Origin of the sequence: Clostridium carboxidivorans P7, assembly GCF_001038625.1 — a bacterium.
Classification (GTDB): Bacteria; Bacillota; Clostridia; order Clostridiales; family Clostridiaceae; genus Clostridium_AM; species Clostridium_AM carboxidivorans.
In genome coordinates, this window is record NZ_CP011803.1 from 204,381 (window position 1) to 228,514 (window position 24,134).

General features: G+C 29.5%; 21 protein-coding genes and 3 riboswitches. Of the genes, 15 read left to right on the forward strand and 6 right to left on the reverse strand.

Features of this window, described 5'->3' with window-relative positions; genetic code table 11:
• Positions 1-30: 30 nt before the first annotated feature.
• From Ccar_RS01050 to Ccar_RS01115, 14 genes are all read left to right on the forward strand, one after another.
• On the forward strand, positions 31-1,341 hold the full coding sequence (locus tag Ccar_RS01050; RefSeq protein ID WP_007063386.1) for an MFS transporter: 1,311 nt from the start codon (positions 31-33) through the stop codon (positions 1,339-1,341).
• A 236-nt stretch (positions 1,342-1,577) separates the two neighbouring features.
• Positions 1,578-2,348: a formate/nitrite transporter family protein gene (locus Ccar_RS01055; RefSeq protein WP_007063385.1), complete on the forward strand. Its 771-nt coding sequence runs from the start codon at positions 1,578-1,580 to the stop codon at positions 2,346-2,348.
• Between the two features lie 42 nt (positions 2,349-2,390).
• Positions 2,391-3,392 carry an anaerobic sulfite reductase subunit AsrA gene (gene asrA, locus Ccar_RS01060; protein WP_007063384.1) on the forward strand — a complete coding sequence of 334 codons (1,002 nt, stop codon included), beginning with the start codon at positions 2,391-2,393 and terminating at the stop codon, positions 3,390-3,392.
• Positions 3,393-4,184 (forward strand): anaerobic sulfite reductase subunit AsrB, encoded by a 792-nt coding sequence (gene asrB / locus Ccar_RS01065; protein ID WP_007063383.1) that lies wholly within the window; start codon positions 3,393-3,395, stop codon positions 4,182-4,184.
• 19 nt (positions 4,185-4,203) lie between these two features.
• Positions 4,204-5,151: a sulfite reductase subunit C gene (gene asrC, locus Ccar_RS01070; RefSeq protein ID WP_179945237.1), complete on the forward strand. Its 948-nt coding sequence runs from the start codon at positions 4,204-4,206 to the stop codon at positions 5,149-5,151.
• Between the two features lie 152 nt (positions 5,152-5,303).
• Positions 5,304-5,996 carry a Crp/Fnr family transcriptional regulator gene (locus Ccar_RS01075; RefSeq protein WP_007063381.1) on the forward strand — a complete coding sequence of 231 codons (693 nt, stop codon included), beginning with the start codon at positions 5,304-5,306 and terminating at the stop codon, positions 5,994-5,996.
• Positions 5,997-6,294: 298 nt separating this feature from the next.
• Positions 6,295-7,758: a transcriptional repressor LexA gene (lexA, locus tag Ccar_RS01080; protein WP_007063380.1), complete on the forward strand. Its 1,464-nt coding sequence runs from the start codon at positions 6,295-6,297 to the stop codon at positions 7,756-7,758.
• A gap of 57 nt (positions 7,759-7,815) precedes the next feature.
• Positions 7,816-8,115: an ATP-dependent Clp protease adaptor ClpS gene (locus tag Ccar_RS01085; RefSeq protein WP_007063379.1), complete on the forward strand. Its 300-nt coding sequence runs from the start codon at positions 7,816-7,818 to the stop codon at positions 8,113-8,115.
• A gap of 2 nt (positions 8,116-8,117) precedes the next feature.
• Positions 8,118-10,337, forward strand: a complete 2,220-nt coding sequence (gene clpA, locus Ccar_RS01090; RefSeq protein ID WP_007063378.1) for an ATP-dependent Clp protease ATP-binding subunit ClpA — start codon at positions 8,118-8,120, stop codon at positions 10,335-10,337.
• Between the two features lie 209 nt (positions 10,338-10,546).
• A complete protein-coding gene (gene fliD / locus Ccar_RS01095; protein ID WP_007063377.1) occupies positions 10,547-11,785 on the forward strand; it encodes a flagellar filament capping protein FliD in 1,239 nt (412 codons plus the stop codon).
• A 90-nt stretch (positions 11,786-11,875) separates the two neighbouring features.
• Positions 11,876-12,334: a translation initiation factor IF-3 gene (gene infC / locus Ccar_RS01100; RefSeq protein ID WP_412523948.1), complete on the forward strand. Its 459-nt coding sequence runs from the start codon at positions 11,876-11,878 to the stop codon at positions 12,332-12,334.
• A gap of 131 nt (positions 12,335-12,465) precedes the next feature.
• Positions 12,466-12,643: riboswitch (Lysine riboswitch) on the forward strand.
• Positions 12,644-12,753: 110 nt separating this feature from the next.
• Positions 12,754-14,202, forward strand: a complete 1,449-nt coding sequence (locus Ccar_RS01105; protein ID WP_007063375.1) for an amino acid permease — start codon at positions 12,754-12,756, stop codon at positions 14,200-14,202.
• A 204-nt stretch (positions 14,203-14,406) separates the two neighbouring features.
• The gene (locus Ccar_RS01110) at positions 14,407-15,279 is read left to right on the forward strand and encodes a radical SAM/SPASM domain-containing protein (protein ID WP_048029817.1); all 873 of its coding nucleotides are present in this window, start codon (positions 14,407-14,409) and stop codon (positions 15,277-15,279) included.
• 102 nt (positions 15,280-15,381) lie between these two features.
• Positions 15,382-15,846 carry a dUTP diphosphatase gene (locus tag Ccar_RS01115; RefSeq protein ID WP_007063372.1) on the forward strand — a complete coding sequence of 155 codons (465 nt, stop codon included), beginning with the start codon at positions 15,382-15,384 and terminating at the stop codon, positions 15,844-15,846.
• A 73-nt stretch (positions 15,847-15,919) separates the two neighbouring features.
• On the opposite strand, the gene Ccar_RS01120 is transcribed toward Ccar_RS01115, so the two are convergent.
• The 6 genes from Ccar_RS01120 to Ccar_RS01145 all read right to left on the reverse strand — a co-directional run bounded on the left by Ccar_RS01120 (position 15,920) and on the right by Ccar_RS01145 (position 22,278).
• A complete protein-coding gene (locus tag Ccar_RS01120) occupies positions 15,920-17,005 on the reverse strand; it encodes a protease complex subunit PrcB family protein (protein ID WP_048029819.1) in 1,086 nt (361 codons plus the stop codon).
• Positions 17,006-17,206: 201 nt separating this feature from the next.
• On the reverse strand, positions 17,207-18,118 hold the full coding sequence (locus Ccar_RS01125; protein ID WP_007064491.1) for a DUF4367 domain-containing protein: 912 nt from the start codon (positions 18,116-18,118) through the stop codon (positions 17,207-17,209).
• Positions 18,108-18,629, reverse strand: coding sequence for a sigma-70 family RNA polymerase sigma factor (locus Ccar_RS01130; protein ID WP_007064264.1), 522 nt, complete (start codon positions 18,627-18,629; stop codon positions 18,108-18,110). The genes Ccar_RS01125 and Ccar_RS01130 overlap by 11 nt, the downstream gene beginning before the upstream one ends.
• Before the next feature lie 509 nt (positions 18,630-19,138).
• A complete protein-coding gene (locus tag Ccar_RS01135; protein ID WP_007060187.1) occupies positions 19,139-19,909 on the reverse strand; it encodes a CpsB/CapC family capsule biosynthesis tyrosine phosphatase in 771 nt (256 codons plus the stop codon).
• Between the two features lie 412 nt (positions 19,910-20,321).
• On the reverse strand, positions 20,322-21,101 hold the full coding sequence (locus Ccar_RS01140) for a cell wall hydrolase (RefSeq protein ID WP_007060186.1): 780 nt from the start codon (positions 21,099-21,101) through the stop codon (positions 20,322-20,324).
• Between the two features lie 4 nt (positions 21,102-21,105).
• A riboswitch (cyclic di-AMP (ydaO/yuaA leader) is annotated at positions 21,106-21,239 on the reverse strand.
• A gap of 154 nt (positions 21,240-21,393) precedes the next feature.
• Positions 21,394-22,278 (reverse strand): DegV family protein, encoded by an 885-nt coding sequence (locus Ccar_RS01145; protein WP_007064490.1) that lies wholly within the window; start codon positions 22,276-22,278, stop codon positions 21,394-21,396.
• 267 nt (positions 22,279-22,545) lie between these two features.
• A riboswitch (TPP riboswitch) is annotated at positions 22,546-22,652 on the forward strand.
• 125 nt (positions 22,653-22,777) lie between these two features.
• Here Ccar_RS01145 and thiC point away from each other — a divergent pair.
• A complete protein-coding gene (gene thiC, locus Ccar_RS01150; RefSeq protein ID WP_007060184.1) occupies positions 22,778-24,091 on the forward strand; it encodes a phosphomethylpyrimidine synthase ThiC in 1,314 nt (437 codons plus the stop codon).
• Positions 24,092-24,134 lie beyond the last annotated feature (43 nt).

Here is a 24,134-nt window from a genome sequence, read left to right on the forward strand (position 1 = left end):
TGAAATAAATATAATAAAGGGGGAAAAATAATGAATTCTATGAAATTAAAGGGAAATTCAAAACAAGGACTAACAGGAGCAACCACTGGTTTTTTTGTAGGGTTTGCTGCAGTAGCACTTTATGGAGCTACAATTGCTGTATTTAAACAAAGCTTTTCAACTCTTAATCCTATTCTACTAGCATTGCTTATTGCAATACCAAATCTATCAGGTTCATTGCTCAGAATTCCATTTGCAGCTTGGGTAGACATAAATGGTGGGAGAAAACCTTTTATCACATTACTTGGACTTTCAATAATTGGCATGACTGGTTTGTACATAATTATGGCATTTTTCAAACAAAATTTAAGTCAGTATTATTCTTTGTTATTAATTTTTGGAGCATTATCTGGCTGTGGTATAGCTACATTTTCTGTTGGAGTTAGCCAGGCATCTTATTGGTTTCCTCAGAGTAAACAAGGAGCAGCTTTAGGAATATATGGAGGTGTTGGAAACCTGGCACCAGGAATATTTACATTATTACTACCTAATGTTGCACTACCATTATTAGGATTATCAGGTTCTTACTTAGCTTGGTTAATATTTTTAATCATAGGAACTATAGCATATTGTATTATAGGCAAAAATGCATGGTATTTTCAATTAATTGATGCTGGAGTAGAAAAAAGTGAAGCAAAACGAATAGCATCAAAAGAGTATGGTCAAGAATTATTTCCAAATGATAAAGTAAGTGAAAGTTTAATGATTTCTGCAAGGACTTGGAAGACATGGGCGTTAGTATTAATATATTTTACAACTTTTGGAGGATTTTTAGCTCTAACAAGCTGGCTGCCTACTTATTGGATGAGCTTCTTTAAACTAAATATAAAAATGGCAGGTGTGCTAACTGCACTTTACTCAATTACTACGTCTGTTGTAAGAGTATATGGTGGAAAGATAGCTGATAAGCTTGGAGGCGAAAGAGTTTCTAATGTATCCCTTTTCATAATGCTTATAGGAACTATTTGTATGGTTATTGCTAGTTCATTACCAATAGCTATAATAGGAATTTTATTTTTAGCAGTTGGAATGGGTGTGACAAATGCTGCTGTATTTAAGATACTTCCAAAAGAAGTGCCACATGCAATAGGAGGAGCTTCAGGATGGGTTGGAGGAATAGGTGCTTTCGGAGGATTTGTTATACCACCTGTAATGGCATCCTTTATAGATAAAACTGGTGTAAACTTAGGTGGATTTTCCAAGGGATTTTTAGTATTTTCAGCATTAGCTATAGTATCGATTTTAATTTTAGCAATTTTTAGAATGGGCGCAAAGAAATCCCCAGTTACTAGCAAAGCTTAAAAAATTAACAAACGTGATGGACGTCACAGAGTTAAAAAAGAAGTTGTGATATATTTATCATATAGTGGGGTATGGAAAATAACATACGCCAAGATGCTTTCGCCCCACTATAAAATGCAAAACTGTAAATCATACTTTGTGAAGTCTAAGCAGCAGTTTGAAGTAAGCCCACAATTTATACAAACTAATTATGTTGATATGTAACACAGTATAAAAAATTTGAAAGGGTGGTAAATTTGTTTAGCGAAGAAATTAATAAACTTAGTGGAGCTGCAGTAAAAAAGGCATCATTTTTAAAGGAAAGTAAGAGCAGGTATTTGATTGCATCGGCATTAGCAGGTATGTTTGTAGGTTTTGGAATTATACTTATATTTACGGTAGGGGGACTGCTATCCTCTGTAAATTCACCAGCTACTAAAATTGCAATGGGAGTTTCTTTTGGAATCGCATTAAGTTTAGTATTAGCCGCTGGTTCAGAATTATTTACAGGTAATAATATGATTATGTCAATAGGTGCCCTGGAGAAAAAGGTTCCATGGAGTTCAGTCTGGGGAATATGGATTTTTAGTTATATTGGAAACGTTTTAGGTTCTGTAGTGTTAGCAGCACTATTTGTACAATCAGGACTTTGGAAAGGTACTACAGCTGAATTTATTTTAAAAACATCAACTGCAAAAATGACAGCACCATATATGGAGCTGTTTGTAAGAGGAATTTTATGTAATATTTTAGTGTGCTTAGCAGTATGGTGCTATTTCAAATTAAAGGATGAGGCTGCAAAGCTTATCATGGTATTTTGGTGTTTGTTTGCATTTATAACTTCAGGTTTTGAACATAGTGTAGCTAATATGACATTGCTTTCAATAGCTTTAATGATTCCACACAAAGCAGCAGTATCCATCAATGGATTTATGTATAACTTATCAGCAGTGACCTTAGGTAATATTGTTGGTGGAATGGTTTTTGTTGGCATAGCATATTGGTATATATCAAATAAGAAAGCTTGAAGAATTAGATAATAAAAATAAAGTAACATAAGGAGGATTAATATGGGATATAAATTAAACTCAGAAAAGTTTAATGATTTTTTAACCGCAATAGGGGATGAATATAAGGTTTATGCTCCTATACTTTTAAAAGGTAAAGGTACCTTCTCAGATACAGATACTGTTAGGTATGGTCAAGTTAGTAAGGTTGAGGAAATAGAATTTAATAAGAAATCTAATTTTTCACCAAAGGAAGTTATTCTTCCAATTACACAAACTATATTCTACTTTACAGAAGACAGCGTAACAGAACCTAAAGTAGAAGATAAGAAAGCGTTAATATTCTTAAGAAGCTGTGATATACATGCTGTTAAGAGATTAGATCAAATATATTTAAAAAATGGTGCAGAAGATCCATATTACAAGAGATTAAGAGAAAAAGTTAAATTTGTACTTATGGAATGTGAAAATAGCTTTGAAAACTGCTTCTGTGTAAGTATGGGAAGTAACAAAACAGAAGAATATGATCTATTTGTAAAAGTAGTAGATGGACAAGTTTTTGTTGAATGTAAGGATGAAAGCTTTAAAGGATATTTTGAAGCTTCTGAACAGTCTGAGGTAAGTCCAAAATTCGTAGAAGCTAATGAAAAAGAAGTAAAAGTTCCTGAAAACTTAGATACAAGTGTAAACAATTGGAGTGGGTGGAAAGAGTATTCACAAAGATGTATAGCTTGTGGCAGATGTAATACAGTCTGTGGAACCTGTGCTTGCTTTACAATGCAGGATATATTCTACAAGGATAATGAAAAGACTGGAGAAAGAAGAAGAGTCTGGGCTTCCTGTCAAGTAGATGGATTTACAGATATGGCTGGCGGACATAGCTTTAGAAAAGATCAAGGTGAAAGAATGAGATTTAAAGTTATGCATAAGGTTTATGACTTTAAAAAGAGATTTGGCTATCACATGTGTGTAGGTTGTGGAAGATGTGACGATGCCTGTCCAGAGTATATCTCACTTTCAAATTGTATAAATAAATTAAACAACGCTATGGAAGAGGTGAAGTAAATGGAGAATATATATTTACCAAAGGCTAGTAAGATAATTAGTATTACTCCACATACAGATATTGATTATACATTTAGAATGGAATTCACAGGTGATGTAAAGCCTGGTCAATTCTTTGAGGTTTCTATACCTAAATACGGAGAAGCTCCAATATCTGTATGTGAAATAGGAGAAGGATATATAGATTTAACAATCAGACGTGTGGGAGTAGTTACAGATGTTATTCATACTTTCTTCCCAGGAGATACACTTTTCATGAGAGGACCTTATGGAAATGGATTTGATGTAAATATATATAAGGGAAAAGAAGTTATTGTAGCTGCAGGTGGAACAGGACTAGCTCCTGTTAAAGGAATTGTAGATTATTTTTCAGCGCACAGAGATGAAGTTAAGAACTTAGATCTTTTAGTTGGATTTAAATCACCAGACGATATACTATTCAGAGAATCCCTAAAAAAATGGAGCAAAAGTGTAAATGTTACAGTAACTGTAGATAAAGCTGAAGAAGGATATACTGGTAATGTTGGCTTGATTACTACTTATATTAAAGATTTAAAAATCGAAAATATAGAAGAAGCACAAGTGGTGGCTGTTGGACCTCCAATAATGATAAAGTTTACTATAGCTGAGTTTCTTAAAAGAGGAATCAAAGAAGAAAATATTTGGGTTTCTTATGAAAGAAAGATGTGCTGTGGACTTGGTAAGTGCGGACATTGTAAGATGGATGATACTTATATCTGTTTAGAAGGACCAGTGTTTAACTATACTAAGGCTAAACATTTAATGGATTAAAGGGGGGGAAAGTATGTCTATAGATATTAATACAAAAAAGTTGAAAAAGAACGCATTTAGAGTTACAAAGGAAAGAGGAAAGACTGCAGTAAGAATAAGGGTTCCAGGTGGACATATGGAAGCAAAGCATTTTGAAATATTACAAAAAATTGCTGAAGAATATGGTAATGGAACTGTTCATATAACTATAAGACAAGGGTTTGAAATACCTGGAATAGATATGAGGAACATTCCAAAGATAAATGAATTGATTCAACCTGTAATAGAAGGTTTAGAAATAAATCAAGTTGATTCGAATACAGGATATGCTTCATCTGGTACAAGAAATGTATCTGCTTGTATAGGAAATAATGTCTGTCCTTTTGGTAATTATAATACATCTGCATTTGCAAAGAAAATGGAAAAAGCAATTTTTCCTAATGATCGCCATGTGAAAATTGCTTTTACAGGATGTGCTAATGATTGTATAAAAGCTAGAATGCAGGACTTTGGAATTATAGGAATGACTGAGCCACAATACGACAGATATAGATGTATAGGCTGTCAAGCTTGTGTTAAGAACTGTAAGAAAAGATCTACAGGAGCATTATCTTTTGAAAATTTTAAGGTTGTTAGGGACCATGATAAGTGCATTGGCTGTGGAGAATGTGTTGGTAAATGTCCAACAGGTGCCTGGACAAGAAGTGATGAAAAATACTTTAAGCTAGTTATAATGGGAAGAACAGGTAAGAAGAATCCGAGACTTGCTAAGGATTTTGCTAAATGGATAGATGAAGAAAGCATAATAAAAATTGTATTGAATACCTATGATTTTATAGAAGAATATATTGATAAAGATGCACCATTAGGTAAAGAACATATTGGATACATCATAGATAGAACTGGATATCAGGAATATAAAAAATGGGCATTAAAAGATGTAAAATTAGGAGATAAAGTGGAGATACAAGATAATATTTATTGGTAATAAACTAATTTAAGGAACGGGCATTGATGTCCGTTCTTTTAAGCATATTTTTGTAACATAAGTTACTGACAAATGTATGTAAAATTGCTAAAATAAAATTAAGAAAAGAGAATTTCATTTAAATAAATTAAAAGTATGGGGTTGAAGTAATAATGATTAAAGCCACAGAACAAGATTTTAATCAAATATCAATTTTTAATGGCATAAATGAAAGAACTTTAGAATTGTTAAAAGCTAAGGCTTTTAAAGTGAAGCTCAAAAAAGGAGAACTTTTGTTTTACGAAAAGCAGAAGGTCAATAAAATATATTTAGTTTTACATGGAAGGGTAACCATGTACAGAAACTCAGAAGAGGGACAAAAAAGAGTAGTTTATATTTTAGGTGATGGAGATTTTGTTAATGAAGTAATCTTTGATGATTTGCCTGCATCTATAAATTGTGAGGCTTTTCAGGAAAGTTGTATCTTATGCTTTTACAAAAAAGACTTATTAGAAATTATGGCTGGAGATTTTCAATTGACAAGAACTATAATAAATTCCATGGCACGAAAAATTAGAAGGCTTTATAGGCAGCTTAAAAATACTGTACCTATAAAGATGGATAAAAAGCTTTCAGCAAAGCTGTGGAAATTGTGTAAGGATTATGGAGTTGAAGTGGAAGAGGGAACATTAATTGATATGAATATAAGCATTACTTATTTAGCAGATATGTTAGGAAGCACAAGAGAAACTATATCAAGATGCATGAAGGGGTTTGAAAAAAGTGGTATGCTTAAATTTATAGGTAAAAAAATATTAGTCAGAGATCCTAAAGAGTTGTCTATATACTTTAGAGGCAGGGAGTAAATAGAGTTTATTTTGTAATACATATGAAAATGTAATCAATATTAAAATTGAATTTAAACAAATAATTCATGAAAACCAACATGTATTAATGAAGAAAACATTATGTATATGTTGGTATTTTTATTATATTTATAAGCACTTTCGTGGAATTATTTATAATTATTGAGTAATAATTGCAGCTAGAGCTTTAGCTTGCGGCAGTTACTTTATTTTTAATAAAATATTTATAACATAACACAACAATTTAAGTTATAATATACTTAAATTAAAGGTTATTCCTATACAAGGGGGTGTGGTTATGGAATTAAATGCAGCACAGATAAAATTAGTTGAAAATAAATCGTTAGGATATAATTTACTAAAGGGAGTAACAGGCTCGGGAAAAACTACAACAGCAGTGTATAGAAGCGTGTATTTAGAAAACTACTATTGTTTATATGATAAAGATAGAATTTTGATGATTGCTGGAGATAGTACACAAATTGAAGATATAAAAAGAATGTATGACAAAGCAAAAGAAAATACTAAATTTAATTATATAACCTTATTTTCAAAGTTAGATGATAAATTGCATATACATAGTATAGAGGACATTGTATATAAATATTTTCGTTATGACAAAAAATATAGTAATTATAATTTAATAGAAAGTAAAGAAGAAAAGGAATCAATATTAGTTCAGTGCATAAAAGAGGTTAAAAAGTCATATGAGAAATTAAAGATATTGAATAATAAGTATATAGAATTTATTATAGATGAAATAAGTTGGATTAAAAGTTGTAATTACAATACACTTGAGAAGTATCAAGATGCAGATAGAATAGGAAGAAGTAATAGTAAAATACAGGGACCTAGAAGATTGATGAAAAACTCTGATATAAGAAAAGCTATTTTTAAAATTATGACTTTATATAATGAAAAGCTTGAAGAAAAAAAATTAATTGATTTAGAAGATATGGCATTAATAGCATTGCAGCAGTGCAAAAATATTGTTGATGAAAGATATACTCATGTTATAGTAGATGAAAGTCAAAACCTAACTAGGGTGCAATTAGAGCTTGTAAGAGAGATAAATAGCAATGAGACTTATTCTAGTACTACTTATGTACTTAGTAAGGATAACTGTAAAAATTCAAATGGATGGTTAATAAAATCACGTAAGACTAGCAGTTTAGGATTACCATCAAAAGTAAAAGGACACATATTTACTAAAAAATATGAAAATTATGTAGAAAAGAAAAGGATTGAGTATTCTATGGAATCATTTAAGTATTGTGACATAAAGCATGGAAGAGATTATGAATTATCTAGAGATATAAATAATATTTCTGAAATAATAGTAAAAGATTCAGATTCGCAATATAAATATAGTGAAGAGGAATTAAAAAAGTTACCTGTATATAGCGATATAGCAGCAGGAGAACCAATACTCATGAATCCAGAAATTGAAGATGTTTTTTATGTTCCAACTTATTGGCTTAAAGGTATGAAGGATTGCTTTATATTAAAAGTTAGAGGAGATAGTATGATAGGTGCTGATATAGATAATGGAGATTATGTAATAATCAAAAAACAATATACAGCTCAAAACAAGGATATTGTAGCAGTTAATTTAGATGGAAATGCTACACTAAAAAGATTTGTAAATAAAAAAGAAGGAATATACCTTATGCCTGAAAATAAGAAATATGAACCTATTCGCATTAATGATGAAGGAGCAAGGATTATAGGAGTAGCAGTAGGAATAATTAAAGAAAATTAGACTAAACTTAATTTATACCTAACAGTATAATAATTTTAACTTTGGAGTTGTTTATAAATGAGTCAGAAAACTATTGAAAAGCAAGATACAAAAATAAAAATAAGAAAACCAAAAATGTATAAAGTAATTATATACAATGATGATTATACTACTATGGAGTTTGTGGTGAAAATTTTAATAGAAATTTTTAAGAAGTCTGTAGTAGAAGCTACAAAGATTATGTATGATGTACACAGGAGCGGCATAGGAATTGCAGGGATATATTCCTATGATATAGCAGCTACCAAAATCACACAAGCAATGAGTGCATCACGAGAAAGTGGATTTCCATTAAAATTTAGTATAGAAGAGGAGTAAAAATGAAATTAGATACTATAGTAAATGAAATCATTACAGCTGCATATAATGAAGCAAAATATTCAAAACATGAATATTTTACACCAGAACATATTTTATATGCTTCCTTATTTTTTGAAGAAGGAAAAAAAATAATAGAAAATTGTGGTGGTAATGTAGAATATATAAAAGAAGATTTAATAAAATATTTTAAAGATAATATGGATTTGATAGAAAAAGGAGAACCAACAGAAACTGTTGGAATAGGCAATATAGTGGCTTCAGCAGGACAGCATGTATTATCAGCAGAAAAGGAAATTATAGGTTTAGGTGATATATTTGTAGCTATGTATGACGAAGAAGAAAGCTATGCTAGCTATTTCTTAAAGAAGCAGGGAATTCAAAGATTAGATATGTTAGAGTATATAACTCATGGTGCTTCAGAATTTGATTTGGAAGAGATAGAAGAAGATGTTTATGAAGAGAACCATGAAAGACAAGAAGAAGGTTCGTTAAGTCAGTACACTATGGAACTTACAGAAAGAGCTAGAAATGGACAGATAGACCCTCTTATTGGAAGAGAAGATGTATTAGATAGAACTATACAAGTGCTTTCAAGAAGACTTAAAAATAATCCAATTCATGTAGGTGAACCTGGAGTAGGCAAAACTGCAATTACGGAAGGATTAGCCAAAATGATTGTAGAAAATAAGGTGCCAAAGCTTCTTCAAGGAAGTAAGATATATTCTTTGGATATGGGAACTCTTTTGGCTGGAACTAAATACAGGGGTGATTTTGAAAATAGAATAAAAAATGTGCTTAAGAATTTAGAAAAACAAGAAAAGGCCATTGTTTATATAGATGAAATTCATACTATAATAGGTGCTGGAGCAGTTTCAGGAGGCTCTGTAGATGCTTCAAATATACTAAAACCTTTCCTAGCTAAAGGAAATATTAAATTTATAGGTTCTACTACCTATGATGAGTATAAAAAGGTTTTTGAAAAGGATAAAGCTTTAGCAAGAAGATTTCAAAAAATCGAAGTAAGGGAACCTTCTATAGAGGATACCTTTAATATATTAGACGGGCTTAAAGAAAGTTATGAGCAATTTCATAATGTAAAATATACAGAAGAAGCCTTAAGAGCTGCAGTGGAGCTTTCAGCAAAGTATATTACAGACAGGTATCTTCCAGATAAAGCAATCGATGTTATGGATGAAGTAGGAGCTTATGTAAAGCTTCATTCAGAGAAGGAAGGTACTGTTGAAATACATGCTAAGGATGTAGAAAAAATAGTGGCATCCATAGCTAAAATACCTGAAAAAACTGTGTCAGTAGATGAAGCTGATATACTTAAGAACTTAGATGAAACAATAAAAAAGGAGATATTTGGCCAAGAAAAAGCAATAGAATCTATAGTTACAGCTATAAAAAAATCCCGTGCAGGCTTTAATGATGAAAATAAAACCGTGGCTAATCTGTTGTTTGTAGGACCTACAGGTGTAGGAAAGACAGAGATATGTAAACAGGTGTCAAAGGCATTAAATATTCCACTTATAAGATTTGATATGAGTGAATATCAAGAAAAGCATACAGTGGCAAGACTTATTGGAGCTCCTCCAGGATATGTAGGTTATGAAGAAGGTGGACTTCTTACAGATGCAGTAAGAAAAAATCCTTATTGTGTACTGCTGCTTGATGAAATTGAAAAGGTTCATCCAGATGTCCTAAATGTATTACTGCAGTTAATGGATTATGCAACTCTTACAGATAGTACTGGAAAAAAGGTCGATTTTAGAAATGTAATACTTATAATGACTTCTAATGCAGGAGCTAGATCTATCGGAAAACCTCTTATGGGATTTGGAGGAAGAACTGTAGAAAATGAAAATATAGATAAAGAAATAGAAAGATTTTTCTCTCCAGAGTTTAGAAATAGGTTAGATAATATCATAGTGTTTAATAAAATGAATGAGGATATGGCACTTTTGGTAGCTAAAAAGACTATAAGAGAATTTGAAGAAAAGTTAAAAACTAAAAATATAAAAATACAGGTTACAGAAAAGTGTTATAAGTGGTTAGCAAGTAAAGGATTATCTTTAGAATATGGTGCAAGGGAAATAATAAGAATCATATCACAGCAAATAAAACCTTACTTTGTTGATAAGGTACTATTTGGAGATGTAGATAATAAAAAGGTCATAGTCATAGATACAAAAGAGGATAAAGTTTTTATTAGCTAAAAAATATATAAGAATCTAAAGATAAAGTTTATAAGCTTGTAAAAAACAGTTTTGGAAATTCCAAAGCTGTTTTTTCTAAATTCAATTACATAAGTTTGCTATTTTCAAAAAAGTAAGAAAAAAATGATAAAATTATATAAATTATCCTTAAAGTATGCGATAATATAAATAATAAGTTTGGAAATATTATACCGAGGAGGAGGATTATAATGATTAATGGTTTAAATTGGAATTATCAAAACATTCCTATGATAGACAATACAAGTAGTGTTAGAAAATATAATACATTAGATGATCTTTCTTTAGCATACAATAGTATAAAAACAAATAATAGTGACTATTACTATAATATTAAAAATTCCTCTAGTAAAATATATTCAGTATCTACAGTTAAAAATGATGCTTCAGAGCTTTTTACTAGAGGTAAGAATTTAGTAGATGAAAGTAACAATGGATTATTTCAATCCAAAACTGCTGTTTCAAGTGATGATAAAAAGGTTTCTGCTTCAGCAAAAGAGGGCGCTTTAAATAAGACCTATAGTGTAGAAGTTAAAAATATTGCTAAATATCAAAGTAATAAGAGCAATGAGGTTAATGCTTATGACAAAGCGATGTTTAATGTAGGAAATAACACTTTTGCAATAAATCACAATGGACAAACTAAGGATATATCCTTTAAAGTAGATGCAAGTGATAACAATGAAAAAGCTTTAAATAGTATGGTTAATGCTATAAATAATTCTGATGCAGGAGTTAAAGCTTCAGTAGTAAAAGATTCTAAAACTAATTTAATGTATATGAAAATTGATTCAAAGGAAACTGGAAAAGTTAATTCTTTTGAAATTGTAGACAAGGTTGGTAATGCAGCAGCTGCATCTGGAGTTAGTAATAAAGTTCAGACAGCTGAAGATGCAAATTATAATGTAAATGGGGTAAACTATACAGCTAAAACAAATGATATAAGTTTAGATAATGGAAAAGTTAATTTAAATCTTAAGGAGAACACTACAACTCCAATTAATGTAAAAGTTAAAAGTGATACTAATAAAATAAAAAATGGTATTGAAAATTTTGTCAATAGCTATAATAAATTTTCTAGTGACATACAAAATAATGATTTAGATTCCAACATATTAAAAGCATCAACAAGTGCATTAAAGAGAAATGAAACTAGATTAAAAGGTATAGGAATAACTGTTAATGAAGATAATACTTTATCTATTGATAAGAAAAAACTTAATGAGGCAATTGAAAATGATGCTGATAAAGTAAAAAATATATTTTCAGGGTATACTGGAATTGGTAAAAAAATAACCAGTGCTGCTAAGGCAGTGGAAATTAATCCAAATATAGTTGTACAAGTTAATCAAAATATTGGATATAATAATAATTATGCTATTATGCAAAGTACAGCTCAGTATGGAAATTTTCTTAATTTAATCAGATAAAAATAATAATAAATTATAGATTCAAAATTATGGAGGTGTTGTATTATTAATAAAAATTTTAATTTAAATGAAGGTATTAGGGAAAATGAAATTAGATTGGTGGGTGAAGAAGAAAGTGTAATTATCAAAACTAATGAAGCTTTAAATCGTGCTAGAGATGAAGGATTAGATTTGGTAATGATTTCTCCAACAGCTAAGCCGCCAGTGTGTAGGATAATGGACTATAATAAATTTCTTTATGAACAATCTAAGAAAGAAAAAGAAGCAAAAAAGAATCAAAAGGTTGTTGATATTAAAGAGATAAGATTAAGACCTAATATCGAAGAACATGACATACAAATTAAGGCCAATAATGCTAAAAAGTTTTTATCTAGCGATAATAAAGTAAAAGTATCTATTAGATTTAGAGGTAGAGAAAACAATTATACTCATTTAGCAAGTAAGGTATTTGATGTATTTATTTCTAAATTAGAAGATACTGCAGTAATTGAAAAGTCACCTAAATTAGAGGGAAATAATATGATTATGATATTAGCACCTAAGAAATAATATATTTTTAGTAATTGGTTTATGAATTATTTAACTTAATATGAAATATATTACTATAATTGCATGAAATACATTTAAAATGTATTTACTAATTATAAGTTTTAGTGTATAATAGTTAATTATAAGTGAATAACTGAGATAGAGGCGCAAAATTTAAGAGTAGCACTGCAGAGGTAAGTACTATGAAGCAGTTTGAAAGGAAATTTTGCCGAAACTTATAGCAGATGCTTTAATGCTATATAGTTGGGCTTTGTATAGAATATGTACAGGACTGTCACAAAGTTTATTTTGTGGAGAGCTATCATTCATGTATTAATATGTATTAAATACGTATTTTAATGCTCTGAGTGTGTTCTCAGAGCATTTTTTATCTTAGTTATTTCACTTATCGGAGAATATTACCGATAAGGGGGAGAAAAATGGAACAAGTTAATCAAATTAAAGAGCAGGAGTCAGGTGGATTAAAAAGAACTCTAAAGGCAAGACATCTTAACATGATTGCAATGGGTGGTGCCATTGGAACAGGAATATTTTTAGCACTGGGAGATACAATTAAACAAGCAGGTCCAGGAGGGGCTTTAGTTGCATATGGTTGTATAGGTATTATGGTATATTTTTTAATGACTAGTTTAGGAGAAATGGCAACCTTCATGCCAGATTCAGGTTCTTTCAGTGTTTATGCAACAAAGTTTGTAGATCCAGCATTTGGATTTGCTATGGGATGGAATTATTGGTATAACTGGGCTATTACTGTTGCTACAGAAATGGTTGCAGGTGCTGTGCTTATGAAATTTTGGTTTCCAGGAGTTCCACCTGTTATATGGAGTGTTATATTCCTTACATTAGTAGTTGTGCTTAATCTTTTATCAGCGAGAGCATATGGAGAAGCAGAATTTTGGTTTGCAGGTATTAAAGTAGCTACTGTAATTGTATTTTTGATAGTAGGTATTGCAACTATATATGGAATAATAGGCGGACATTATGTTGGATTCAAGAATTTTACAGTTGGTGAAGCACCATTTGTAGGTGGACCTAAATCAATTTTTCTAATATTTTTAATTGCAGGATTCTCATTTCAAGGAACTGAACTTGTTGGTGTAGCTGCTGGTGAAAGTGAAGACCCTGGCAAAAATATACCAAAGGCGATAAATACAATATTCTGGAGAATTTTGCTATTCTATATGGGAACAATATTTGTAGTTGGAGCATTAATTCCTTACACAGATGCAGGTGTTCAGACTAGTCCATTTACTATGGTATTTCAAAGAGCTGGTATTGCAGCTGCAGCATCGTTAATGAATGCTATTATCTTAACTTCAGTACTATCAGCTGGAAATTCAGGAATGTATGCTTCAAGCAGAACCTTATATGGAATGGCTAAGGATGGAAAAGCTCCTGCATTCTTTGGAAAACTTAATTCAAGAGGAGTGCCTGTAAATGCATTAATAGCAACTACAATAGTAGCATCACTTTGCTTTTTAACAGGTCTTTATGCAGAAACAACGGTTTATGTATGGCTTGTAGCAGCTTCAGGACTTGCAGGTTTTGTTGCCTGGGTAGGCATAGCATTGTGCCATTATCGTTTCCGTAGAGCTTATGTGGCTCAAGGACGTGATTTGGGCAAATTGAAATATACAGCTAAATTATTTCCATTAGGTCCAATAATAGCTTTGGTATTATGCATAGTAGTTATTTTAGGCCAAGGATTAACTTATTTTCAAGCAGATACAATAGATTGGAAAGGGGTAACTTCTTCATATATAGGATTACCATTATTTTTAGTGTTATGGCTAGGATACAAAAAGAAACATAATACTAAGGTTATAAAATTGGAAGATGTTGATTTGAAAGTTAATAATGAAAAGTAAATATATATTGGTATTTTGTAGAAGTTTTGTTTATAATTGTTAAACAAAGTGCTATTTAAAATGCACGCTAAATTTATAAATTAGCGTGCATTTTTTATATGTATATATTTCGTTGAAATTTTTTCGTTTTACATGTATCATAAGTTATGATATAAAAAGCAATAACTATTAGATAAAATACGAATAGAAGTGGAGTCTAAACTAATGAAAAAATTTAAAAAGTTTTATATTGAAATTACAAATGTATGTAACCTTTATTGTGATTTCTGTCCTCGAACTCAGCGTTCACCTGAATTTATGAAAATGGAAACTTTTAGTAAAATATTGGACCAAATAAAGATGCATACAGATTATATATATTTTCATGTGAAAGGTGAACCTTTTTTGCATCCAGAAATAGATAGTTTTTTAGATTTAAGTTATGAAAGAGGTTTTAAGGTAAATATAACAACAAATGGAACTCTTATAAATACAGTTAAGAAAAAAATACTTATGAAACGTTCAATAAGACAAATTAATTTTTCACTGCATAGTTTTGATGGAAATGAAATAAATACTAGTAAAGATGAATATATTAGTAATATTATTTCATTTGTTAAAGAAGCTATTAAGAATACAGAAATGTTAATATCATTTAGATTATGGAATGTAGAAAAAGATAATGAAAACAAAGTAGAAAAAAATAGATATATCCTTCAAAGGATAGAGGAAGCATTTAGTTTACCTTACAAAATTGAAGAAAAGATTATTCCAGGTAGAGGAGTTAAAGTTTTCGATAGAGTATATTTAAATCAAGATTATAAATTTCAATGGCCTGGTTTAAATGAAAAAGAAGATAATAGTAGTAGTTTTTGTCATGGACTAAGAAATCAAGTTGCAATATTGGTAGATGGAACTGTAGTACCATGTTGTCTTGATGGAGAAGGTATAATTAACTTAGGAAACATACATCAGGTTGATTTTTCTGAAATAGTGGAAAGTGATAGAGCTAATAACATTTTTAATGGTTTCTCAAAGAGAAAAGTAGTTGAAGAATTGTGTAGAAAATGTGGGTATAAAAAAAGATTTAATATTTAAGAGATCTCTCCAGATGACTTTCACGATAACAAAAGATAATTATAGAAAACTAATATTTTTGTTTAAAATAAAAACTATAATAAAGAAGGGAATTAATCAACTATGAAAATTAGAGTTAAATATTTTCAAGGTTCAACTAAATTAAAAAAAATAAAGATGGGTAATTGGATTGATGTATATGCTAATAAGGATGTATTTATTAAAGTAGGAGAAAGAGCGATGATTCCATTAGGATTTGCATTAGAATTACCCCAAGGATGGGAAGCACATCTTGCACCTAGAAGTTCAACATTTAAAACATGGGGAATAATTCAAACAAATTCAGTAGGTGTGGTTGATGATACATATATAGGCGACAATGATCAATGGCATATGCCTATATATTGTTTGCAAGGCAAACATATAGAGTTTTTAGATGAAGTAGAACAAAGTGGTACATGGATAAGAAAAGGGGATAAAATAGGACAATTTAGAATAATGGAGGTTATGCCAGAGATAGAATTTCAGGAAGTTGAATCTTTTGGCAATGATAATCGTGGTGGATTTGGTACTACAGGGGTAAAATAAGCTGTATTTGAAACCTATTAAAATCTAATTTAATAAAAAAATGAGTACTTATAATATATAAGTACTCATTTTTTTATTGAACAGATACTTGAAATTGCATTCTGTAGCCTTGATTAGAAACCTTAATATTAGAAGTAACATCACTTGTTATAAATAGATAGTATGTTTGATTAGCAACATAAGGTTTCAAAGGGATAATTCTTATAGATTTTTTATCATCAGATAAAGATGCTTCAGTAGGAATTCTAGTCCCATCACTATCAACTACATATATATTCGTATTGTTTACATTTTCTTTTGAAAGTTCTTTATCATAATACAATGTCAATTGCATATTTTTGTCTAAGTTTTTTTGAAAGCTTAAATCTTGCCATTTTGAGTCAGTAAAAGAAGATTTATCAACAGGTAGTAATATCTCTGTTAATGGGAAAGAAGAATTATTATTATATTTTTGTGGAGTTCCTAATGCGTATTTTATAGTAACATTACTATTTAACTTTAAATCTTTAATTTTGTTTTCACTTTCTTCATTATCGTTAAGGTAGAAGAATTGGGATACTCCATTAGAATTTTGAATTTCTAAAAATATAAAATTATTTTCTTTATATATACTTTTTAAATTACCTGAAGCCCAGGATATACCAATTATAGGTTGAAAGCTTCTTTGAATATCATAATAGCTATAATTTTTTCCGTCAGAATTTTTTACTGCAATATTATGCAATGGAACATCTGCTTCTATTATAGTGTAAGGATAACTTGCTATTTGAGACAATGCAACAGTATTATCTGGAGAAGTTTCTTCAACTAATACATTTACTTGTTGCTCAGAATCTTCCACAGCCTTTACAGCGATTCCATAACCAGAAGTAGGCTTTTCTCCACCCATAACAGCTATATAGGACTTGTTAGAAGAGTTGTCAGTATAAGAAACAAAACCTTCATTGTTTTTATAAAGTTCAATTTTTTTCATTAAATCACTAGGAGCCTCATCCTGTGATATAGTATGAAAATTAACTTTATTATAAATTATAGAATATGTCTTTGCTTCAATAGAATTTGTGTTTTTAGACAAAACCGCAGCACTTACTTTGAATGGCATGTATACTAAACCTATGCCCAAAGCAATACACGTAGATATTAAAAATTTTTTTCTCATTAATGGGACCTCCCTGAAAATAATCCTTTAGTTAATTAAATACAAAATAAATGTATTTTTAAAATTCTAAATTGGTCAAACGCCATTTTAATAGGGTACAAGAAATATACCCTATTAAAATATAAATATATAGAACTTCCTCCGTATATTAAATTAGACGTAACCATAATATAAAATGTTTCAAAAATTTTTATATTTTTTTTAATTAATAGATTTAGCTATATTTATCAACGAATCCTCTGGCAAAGTACTGGACAAATAATATTGTACATTATTGTTTATCCATACTATTTGTGTAGTGGCAGACTTACTGTCCTTCATATAATTAATATAAGCTTTGTTACTATTTATATATACAGTTTTAGATCCGTCTAAATTGGATAAATTTTTACTCTCATATATTTCAAAATATGAAGAATCTGAGCTATATTTTAATTTAATACATTTTAATTTTGCATCTGGAATTGATATATCTGTAAGATTAAAACCATCTGGAATATAAGATGGAGTTATGATCTTACTTTCAAAATATTTTTCAGCAGTTGCCATATCTAAATTTTTCTGTGGTGAAGCTATACCTTGAAGTCCCTTATAGGATTCTTTACCACTAAAATTTTCACTTGGTGCCAAAGAGTTTTGTGTTGAACTTCCAGATGTAGAAGTACCACTTGAATCCTTGGAACCAGTAATGCTATCTACTGAATTGGTAGTATTAGTATTGCTTTTAGTTGCCTTATCATCTGGTTTATTATTAGCAGATGTACCAGATTCGCCTTTATTTTTTGAAGAATCATTTACAGATTTAGCTAAGTCATTATTACTTTTTGTTGTTGAGCTTTCTTTAATTTTTCCACTATCATTAGAGTTTTTATACTGTTGAGCATTATTATCTACGTAATTACGAGGTATAGTTGAATTATTAAAGAAATAATTATATGTAAATCCGATTATTAAAAAAGCTGCAGAAGCTACCATAGCAAGTATAGGTTTTATCCTATTCTTTTTTTGACTTTTACATTTTTCTAAAGTCATTTTTTTTAATTTTTCAGTAGCATAAATGTCTTTAAGGAGCAAATTTGATGCCTCTTTAAAATATTCCATATTATCCTTCATATTCAATCTTCCCATCTATATTAAATTTTAACATTTTTCTAGCACGAAAAAGCCGACTGCGAATCGTTGCTTCTGGTACATTTAAAATTTTACTTATATCCGTAGTAGATAATTCCTCGTAATAATAAAGTAGTATAGGCTCTTTATATTTATGAGGTAAATTCATAACTTCATTTAATAATTTTTCATATTGAATTGAGTTAATAACCTTATTGTCTATATTAGCATCTACATAATTGTCAGCTATTGAAGGGTTGTCAGTATAGTCAAATGCAAATACCCTCTTAAACCATGAATTTCTTAATATATCCTTGCAAGCATTCATGGTAATAGTCATAATCCATGTTTTTTCACTACTTCTCTTTTCAAATTTGTAAAAATTCTTATAGACTTTTATAAATACTTCTTGAAAAACATCTTCAGCTAAATACTTGTCCTTAAGGTACATATAAGCAATTCTTAGTACATCATCGCCATAGTCGTTCATTAATCTTTCTAGTTCCTTGTCCATGTTTTAATAATATCTTTTTTCAAGATATTTCCCCCCCATCACAAATACCAAATGTACTAAAATGTAATAGCTTAATTAATTTCTGAATTGAGCAACTAAAAATTAATGGATATAAGAATTTCATATTATATAATATCATATCACATTTTCCAGTGTTTGGCGTAGTTTTAAAATCAAAAAATATATGATATAACGATAAAAATAGCCAATTTAGAGAAATATTAAAGAAATAAATATATAATACTATAATTTTTACAACATTCCATAGTCAAGTATTAGTAAATTTCTGTTTTAATTTATATAGTAATAATTTAATAAACGCAAGCATTCATTTGCTGAACAATTTTGAAGAATTAAAATATTAATTTGTGTTTGATTTGATATTGTATTTTTTTATAAGTACGCTAATAATAGCATATTTTGCATTTGAAAAAAAGATGACAAAAAAAGCTTAGAAAAACTTCTAAACTTTAAAGTCTGAGAAAAATTAATAAGAATATTGAAGAAATTTATATACCATAAGGACCTGTTATACTATTACCAAATCCCATAGCTCTTGAAATAGAACAATCATATTTTAAAATTTTAATAGACTTATGTTTGGATAACATGTTTCCTATTTTAAGCTTTCTTATATCATAATAATCAAGGCAATGGGTATCTGAACCAACAGATATTTTTATATCATTTTTTTTCAAATGTTTAAATAATCGTTTAGTTTTCCAAGTATCTATGGATTTTACTATCTCATCAAAATACTCATAACCTTCATTTACATTTAGTTCCCAGAATAGATTATTTTCTTTTAATTTGCTTATTAAAAAATTCAATCCATAATTTTTATATAAGCGAAGCAAATCAGTGTGTGCCAAACCAATATTGCATTTTAAATGTTTTGTGTATTTATCTAGTTCACTAAGTTTTACACTATTTTTAAAGTAATCTATATATTCTAAAAGAACATAATCTAATTTATTAAATAGATCATAGGGTAAATTATTTAAATCGCATAAGTCCCTATTCATACATATTTCAATTCCAGAATATATTTTTATATTGTTCTTATATTTTAATTTTAAACCTTCTAAGTTTTCTATGTAGCTTTCTAAGTTTTCTATAAGTACAGAATTACATTTATCAGTTTGAAAGTGATCAGATATACCTATTGCAGTTAAGTTATGTTCTATAGCATTTTCAATTATTTTTTCTGGAGAATGAATTCCATCTGACCAAAGAGTATGATTGTGTAAATCCATAAAATCTATTGAACTTAAGTCCATTAAAAATACCTCTTTTCAATTTTAAGTATTTGTTATTATAAATTTTCTAATAATTTTTAATTTAATATATTTTCTATAAAACGATTACATTTACATGATATAATTAAATTAAAGAAATGTAAATGATATTTTAAACAGATCATATAGAAAATTAAATGAAATTTTGCAATTTTTAAATAAAAATGAATTAAAAATTTCTGTGTCAACTTATTGATTTATTAATATAATGAAAGTAAGCAAGGGATGTAAAGTGATGAAATTAGGATTATAAAGAGAGGTTACTATTAGAAAAAAAGTATAATATTAAGATATACTAAATTTTAATATACTATATTAAATTTTTATAATTAAAAATAAATACTATTGGTTTATTAAAATCTAATAAACCAATAGTGTTTTATCATATTTAACTTTAATATACAAATACCAATTTACCTATTTTAGCAGCTAATGGTTTGGACCAAAGCCATTGATTACTGCTACTATCATCAAAATAGTAGAAAGCTCCCTTAGATGGATCAATGCCATTAAGAGCATCCTTAGCAGCTTGTACACATTCTGCTGATGCAGACCTATCAATCCATCCATTTACAACTGGAGTAAATTGATAATATCCACCAGATTTTTCGTATATTACAGAAGATATAGTTTTTGGAAAACGAGGATCTTTAACTCTATTTAACACTACAGCACCTACAGCTACCTTAGCATTGTAAGATTCACCTTGGGCTTCAGCCATTATGAGTCTAGAAAGAATATCTAAGTCACTTGCTGTATAAGAGGCAGTTGTATTAGAAACTGCTGCAGCAGAAGTTGCTGTTATATTTAATGAAGTTATTCCAGGTAAAGTAAGCTTATCACCAATATTTAAATAGTTGTCCCATTTATTATTAGCTTGTCTTAAATTAGAAATGGACACACCATATCTTTGTGATAGTAGATATAAACTATCCCCACTTTTTACAGTGTAAATGCACCCAGGAACAGTAAGTGTTTTTCCTGGATATATTGCTGTGTTTGTAAGATTATTATCTTTCATGATAGACGTATAGGTTGTATTAAAAAGTTTTCCTATAGTATAAAGAGAATCTCCAGATGTTACAGTATAACTAGCAGCTTGTACTGGAGTACATATCATTAAAGATAAAGATGCAATTGATACTAAGTTTCTGATTTTTTTAAAATTAATCATAAAAATTATCCCTCCATTTTGCCTCCGAGGTTAGTTGACGGGTTCGGGTTGAGAGTCACCCTACTTCTTATTATAGAAGATTCACCCCAAGATAATTAATCCCCCGTACTCATTTTAGAGATTCGGCACAATTTGTTTCTAATTTTAACAGAAGTCTGATAATACATCTATGGTTGATTTATGGTTATTTAGGAAAATTGATGTTTGATGCATAATATTAATCATTTGTTACATAAAAAGTTAAAAAATAAAGTACAGGTAAGTTTTAGTACCTGTACTTTATTTTAATATTTTAGTTTGCATGGATTTCTCTTTTTTTACCTAAAAAGAATAAAGCCAGAGCACCTGGACCTCCATAAGCACCAACGACAGGCCCAACATAATTTATAATTACATCCTTAATCTTAAACTTGTTTAATATAAGTTTTTTTAGAGCTAAAGCATCTTCTATGCAATCGCCATGAGAAATTGCTATAATTTGATCTTCAGGGTTTTCTATTCTTTCAATAAATTTTTCAAAAAGAGTAGATAAGGCTTTTTTTCTACCTCTAATTTTTCCTATAGGTAAAACTTTACCTATATTGCTTATAGTTAAGAACGGTTTTATATTTAATAGCATACCTACAAAAGCAGAAGTTGCAGATATTCTCCCACCTCTTTTTAAATGATTAATATCATCTACAATAATATAAGTATTTAACTGCTGTTTAACGTTTTCTAAATAATCCATAATTTCCTTTAAAGTTTTACCTGATTTCTGCATTTCATAAGCTTGTAAGACCATGATACCTTGTCCTAAAGAAGCTGTTAAAATATCAATTATATGAATATTCGAATCAGGATATTCTTCTTCCAACATATGCTTGGCTATATGTGCACCATTAGTAGTTCCACTTAAGCCGCTGGAAACTCCAATATAAAGTATATCCTTTCCAAGTTCTAAAATTTCTTTAAAAGAGTTATAAAAAGCATGGCTGCTGGGTTGAGAAGTTTTAGGTATTTCACCTTTTCTCATATCTTCATAAAAGTCCTTAAAAGGATAACTCTTACCAAAATCATCTAGCACTTCCTTACCTTTACAATTGCAAGTCAGACTGACATAAGGTATTTTTAAATTATTGATATAGCTTATTGGTAAATCACAGCAAGAATCTGTAATGATTATAAAATCTTTCATATATACATTCCTCATAAATTTTATTTTTGTGTAAAAAATTTGTCATAATTCATTTTATAATGTAATCCTTTAAAATTCAATAGATAAGAGAAAAAATTAAGAATGATTAAATTTACAAAAATTCATTTTAAAGTATTTAAATATTACTCTATTAGATTAAAAAAATATATAAAAATAAAATAATTAGGCCGAATTTGATTGTGTGAATTTAATAAAGTTTAAATATTGAAAGAATTAAACATATATGATATAATTTACATGAAAAATTAAATAATCTAGGGGGGCCTATGTTATAGGCTGAGATAGAACTGTTAGTTCTGACCCTCATACCTGATCTGGATAATTCCAGCGTAGGGAAGAGCTTTATATGGTTTTAAAATGCAACTTTATGAGGTTGCATTTTTTTATTTATATAAAGATGAATATGAGGGAGATGTAGAATCTCCTCCTTTTTTATTTAACATAATTTTTGAAAAATATGTTAAGGGAGATGTTTTAAATGAATTACACAACACAAATGGATGCTGCTAAGAAAGGCATAATTACAAAAGAGATGGAGAGAGTAGCTGCTAAAGAAAACATGGAAACATCGCAATTAATGGAATTAGTTGCGCAGGGTGCAGTTGTAATACCAGCTAATAAAAATCATAATGCATTAGATCCAGAAGGTGTGGGACAAGGACTTAAAACTAAAATAAATGTAAATTTGGGAATTTCAAAGGATTGTAATTGCGTAGATGATGAATTGGAAAAAGTTAAGGTAGCTTTAAAAATGAAAGCAGAAGCCATAATGGATTTAAGTTGCTTTGGAAAAACTGAAGAATTCAGAACTAAATTAGTAGAAATGTCACCTGCTATGATAGGTACAGTGCCTATGTATGATGCAGTAGGATTTTATGACAAAGAATTAAAAGATATAACTGAAGAAGAACTTTTAGGTGTAATTGAAAAACATGCGCAAAATGGTGTGGATTTTATGACTATTCATGCAGGTATAAATAGAGAAACTGCAGCAGTTTTTAAGAGAAATGAAAGGCTTATGAACATAGTATCTAGGGGAGGAGCCTTGATATATGCATGGATGGAACTAAACGGAAAAGAAAATCCTTTTTACGAGTATTTTGATAAAGTTTTGGATATATGTGAAAAATACGATGTAACTATAAGCTTAGGAGATGCTTGCAGACCAGGTGCTATAAAAGATTCTACAGATGCTTCACAGATTAAGGAACTTATGACTTTAGGAGAACTTGCAAAAAGAGCTTGGAAGAGAAATGTACAAGTTATGATAGAAGGACCAGGACATATGAGTTTAGACGAAATAAAAGCAAATATGCAGTTAGAAAAGAAATTGTGTCATAATGCACCATTTTATGTGCTAGGACCTTTAGTTACAGATATAGCTCCAGGTTATGATCATATTACATCAGCTATAGGAGGAGCAATAGCTGCATCTTCAGGAGCAGATTTCCTATGTTATGTAACTCCAGCAGAACATTTAAGACTTCCAAACTTGGAAGATATGAAAGAAGGAATTATAGCCACTAAAATTGCAGCTCACGCAGGAGATATTGCCAAGGGAATAAAAGGTGCAAGAGACTGGGATAATGCTATGAGCAAGGCTAGAAGAGAGCTTAATTGGGAAAAAATATTTGATTTATCTATAGATCCAGAAAAGGCAAGAAGATATAGGGAAGAATCAAAACCAGAAGATGAGCATACATGTACTATGTGCGGAAAAATGTGTGCTGTTAGAAATATGAACAAGGTTATGGAAGGAAAAAATTTAAATGTTTTAAGAGATGATGATTAATGTGTGGAGTATTTGGTGTATATTTTAACAAAATTGTAATAAG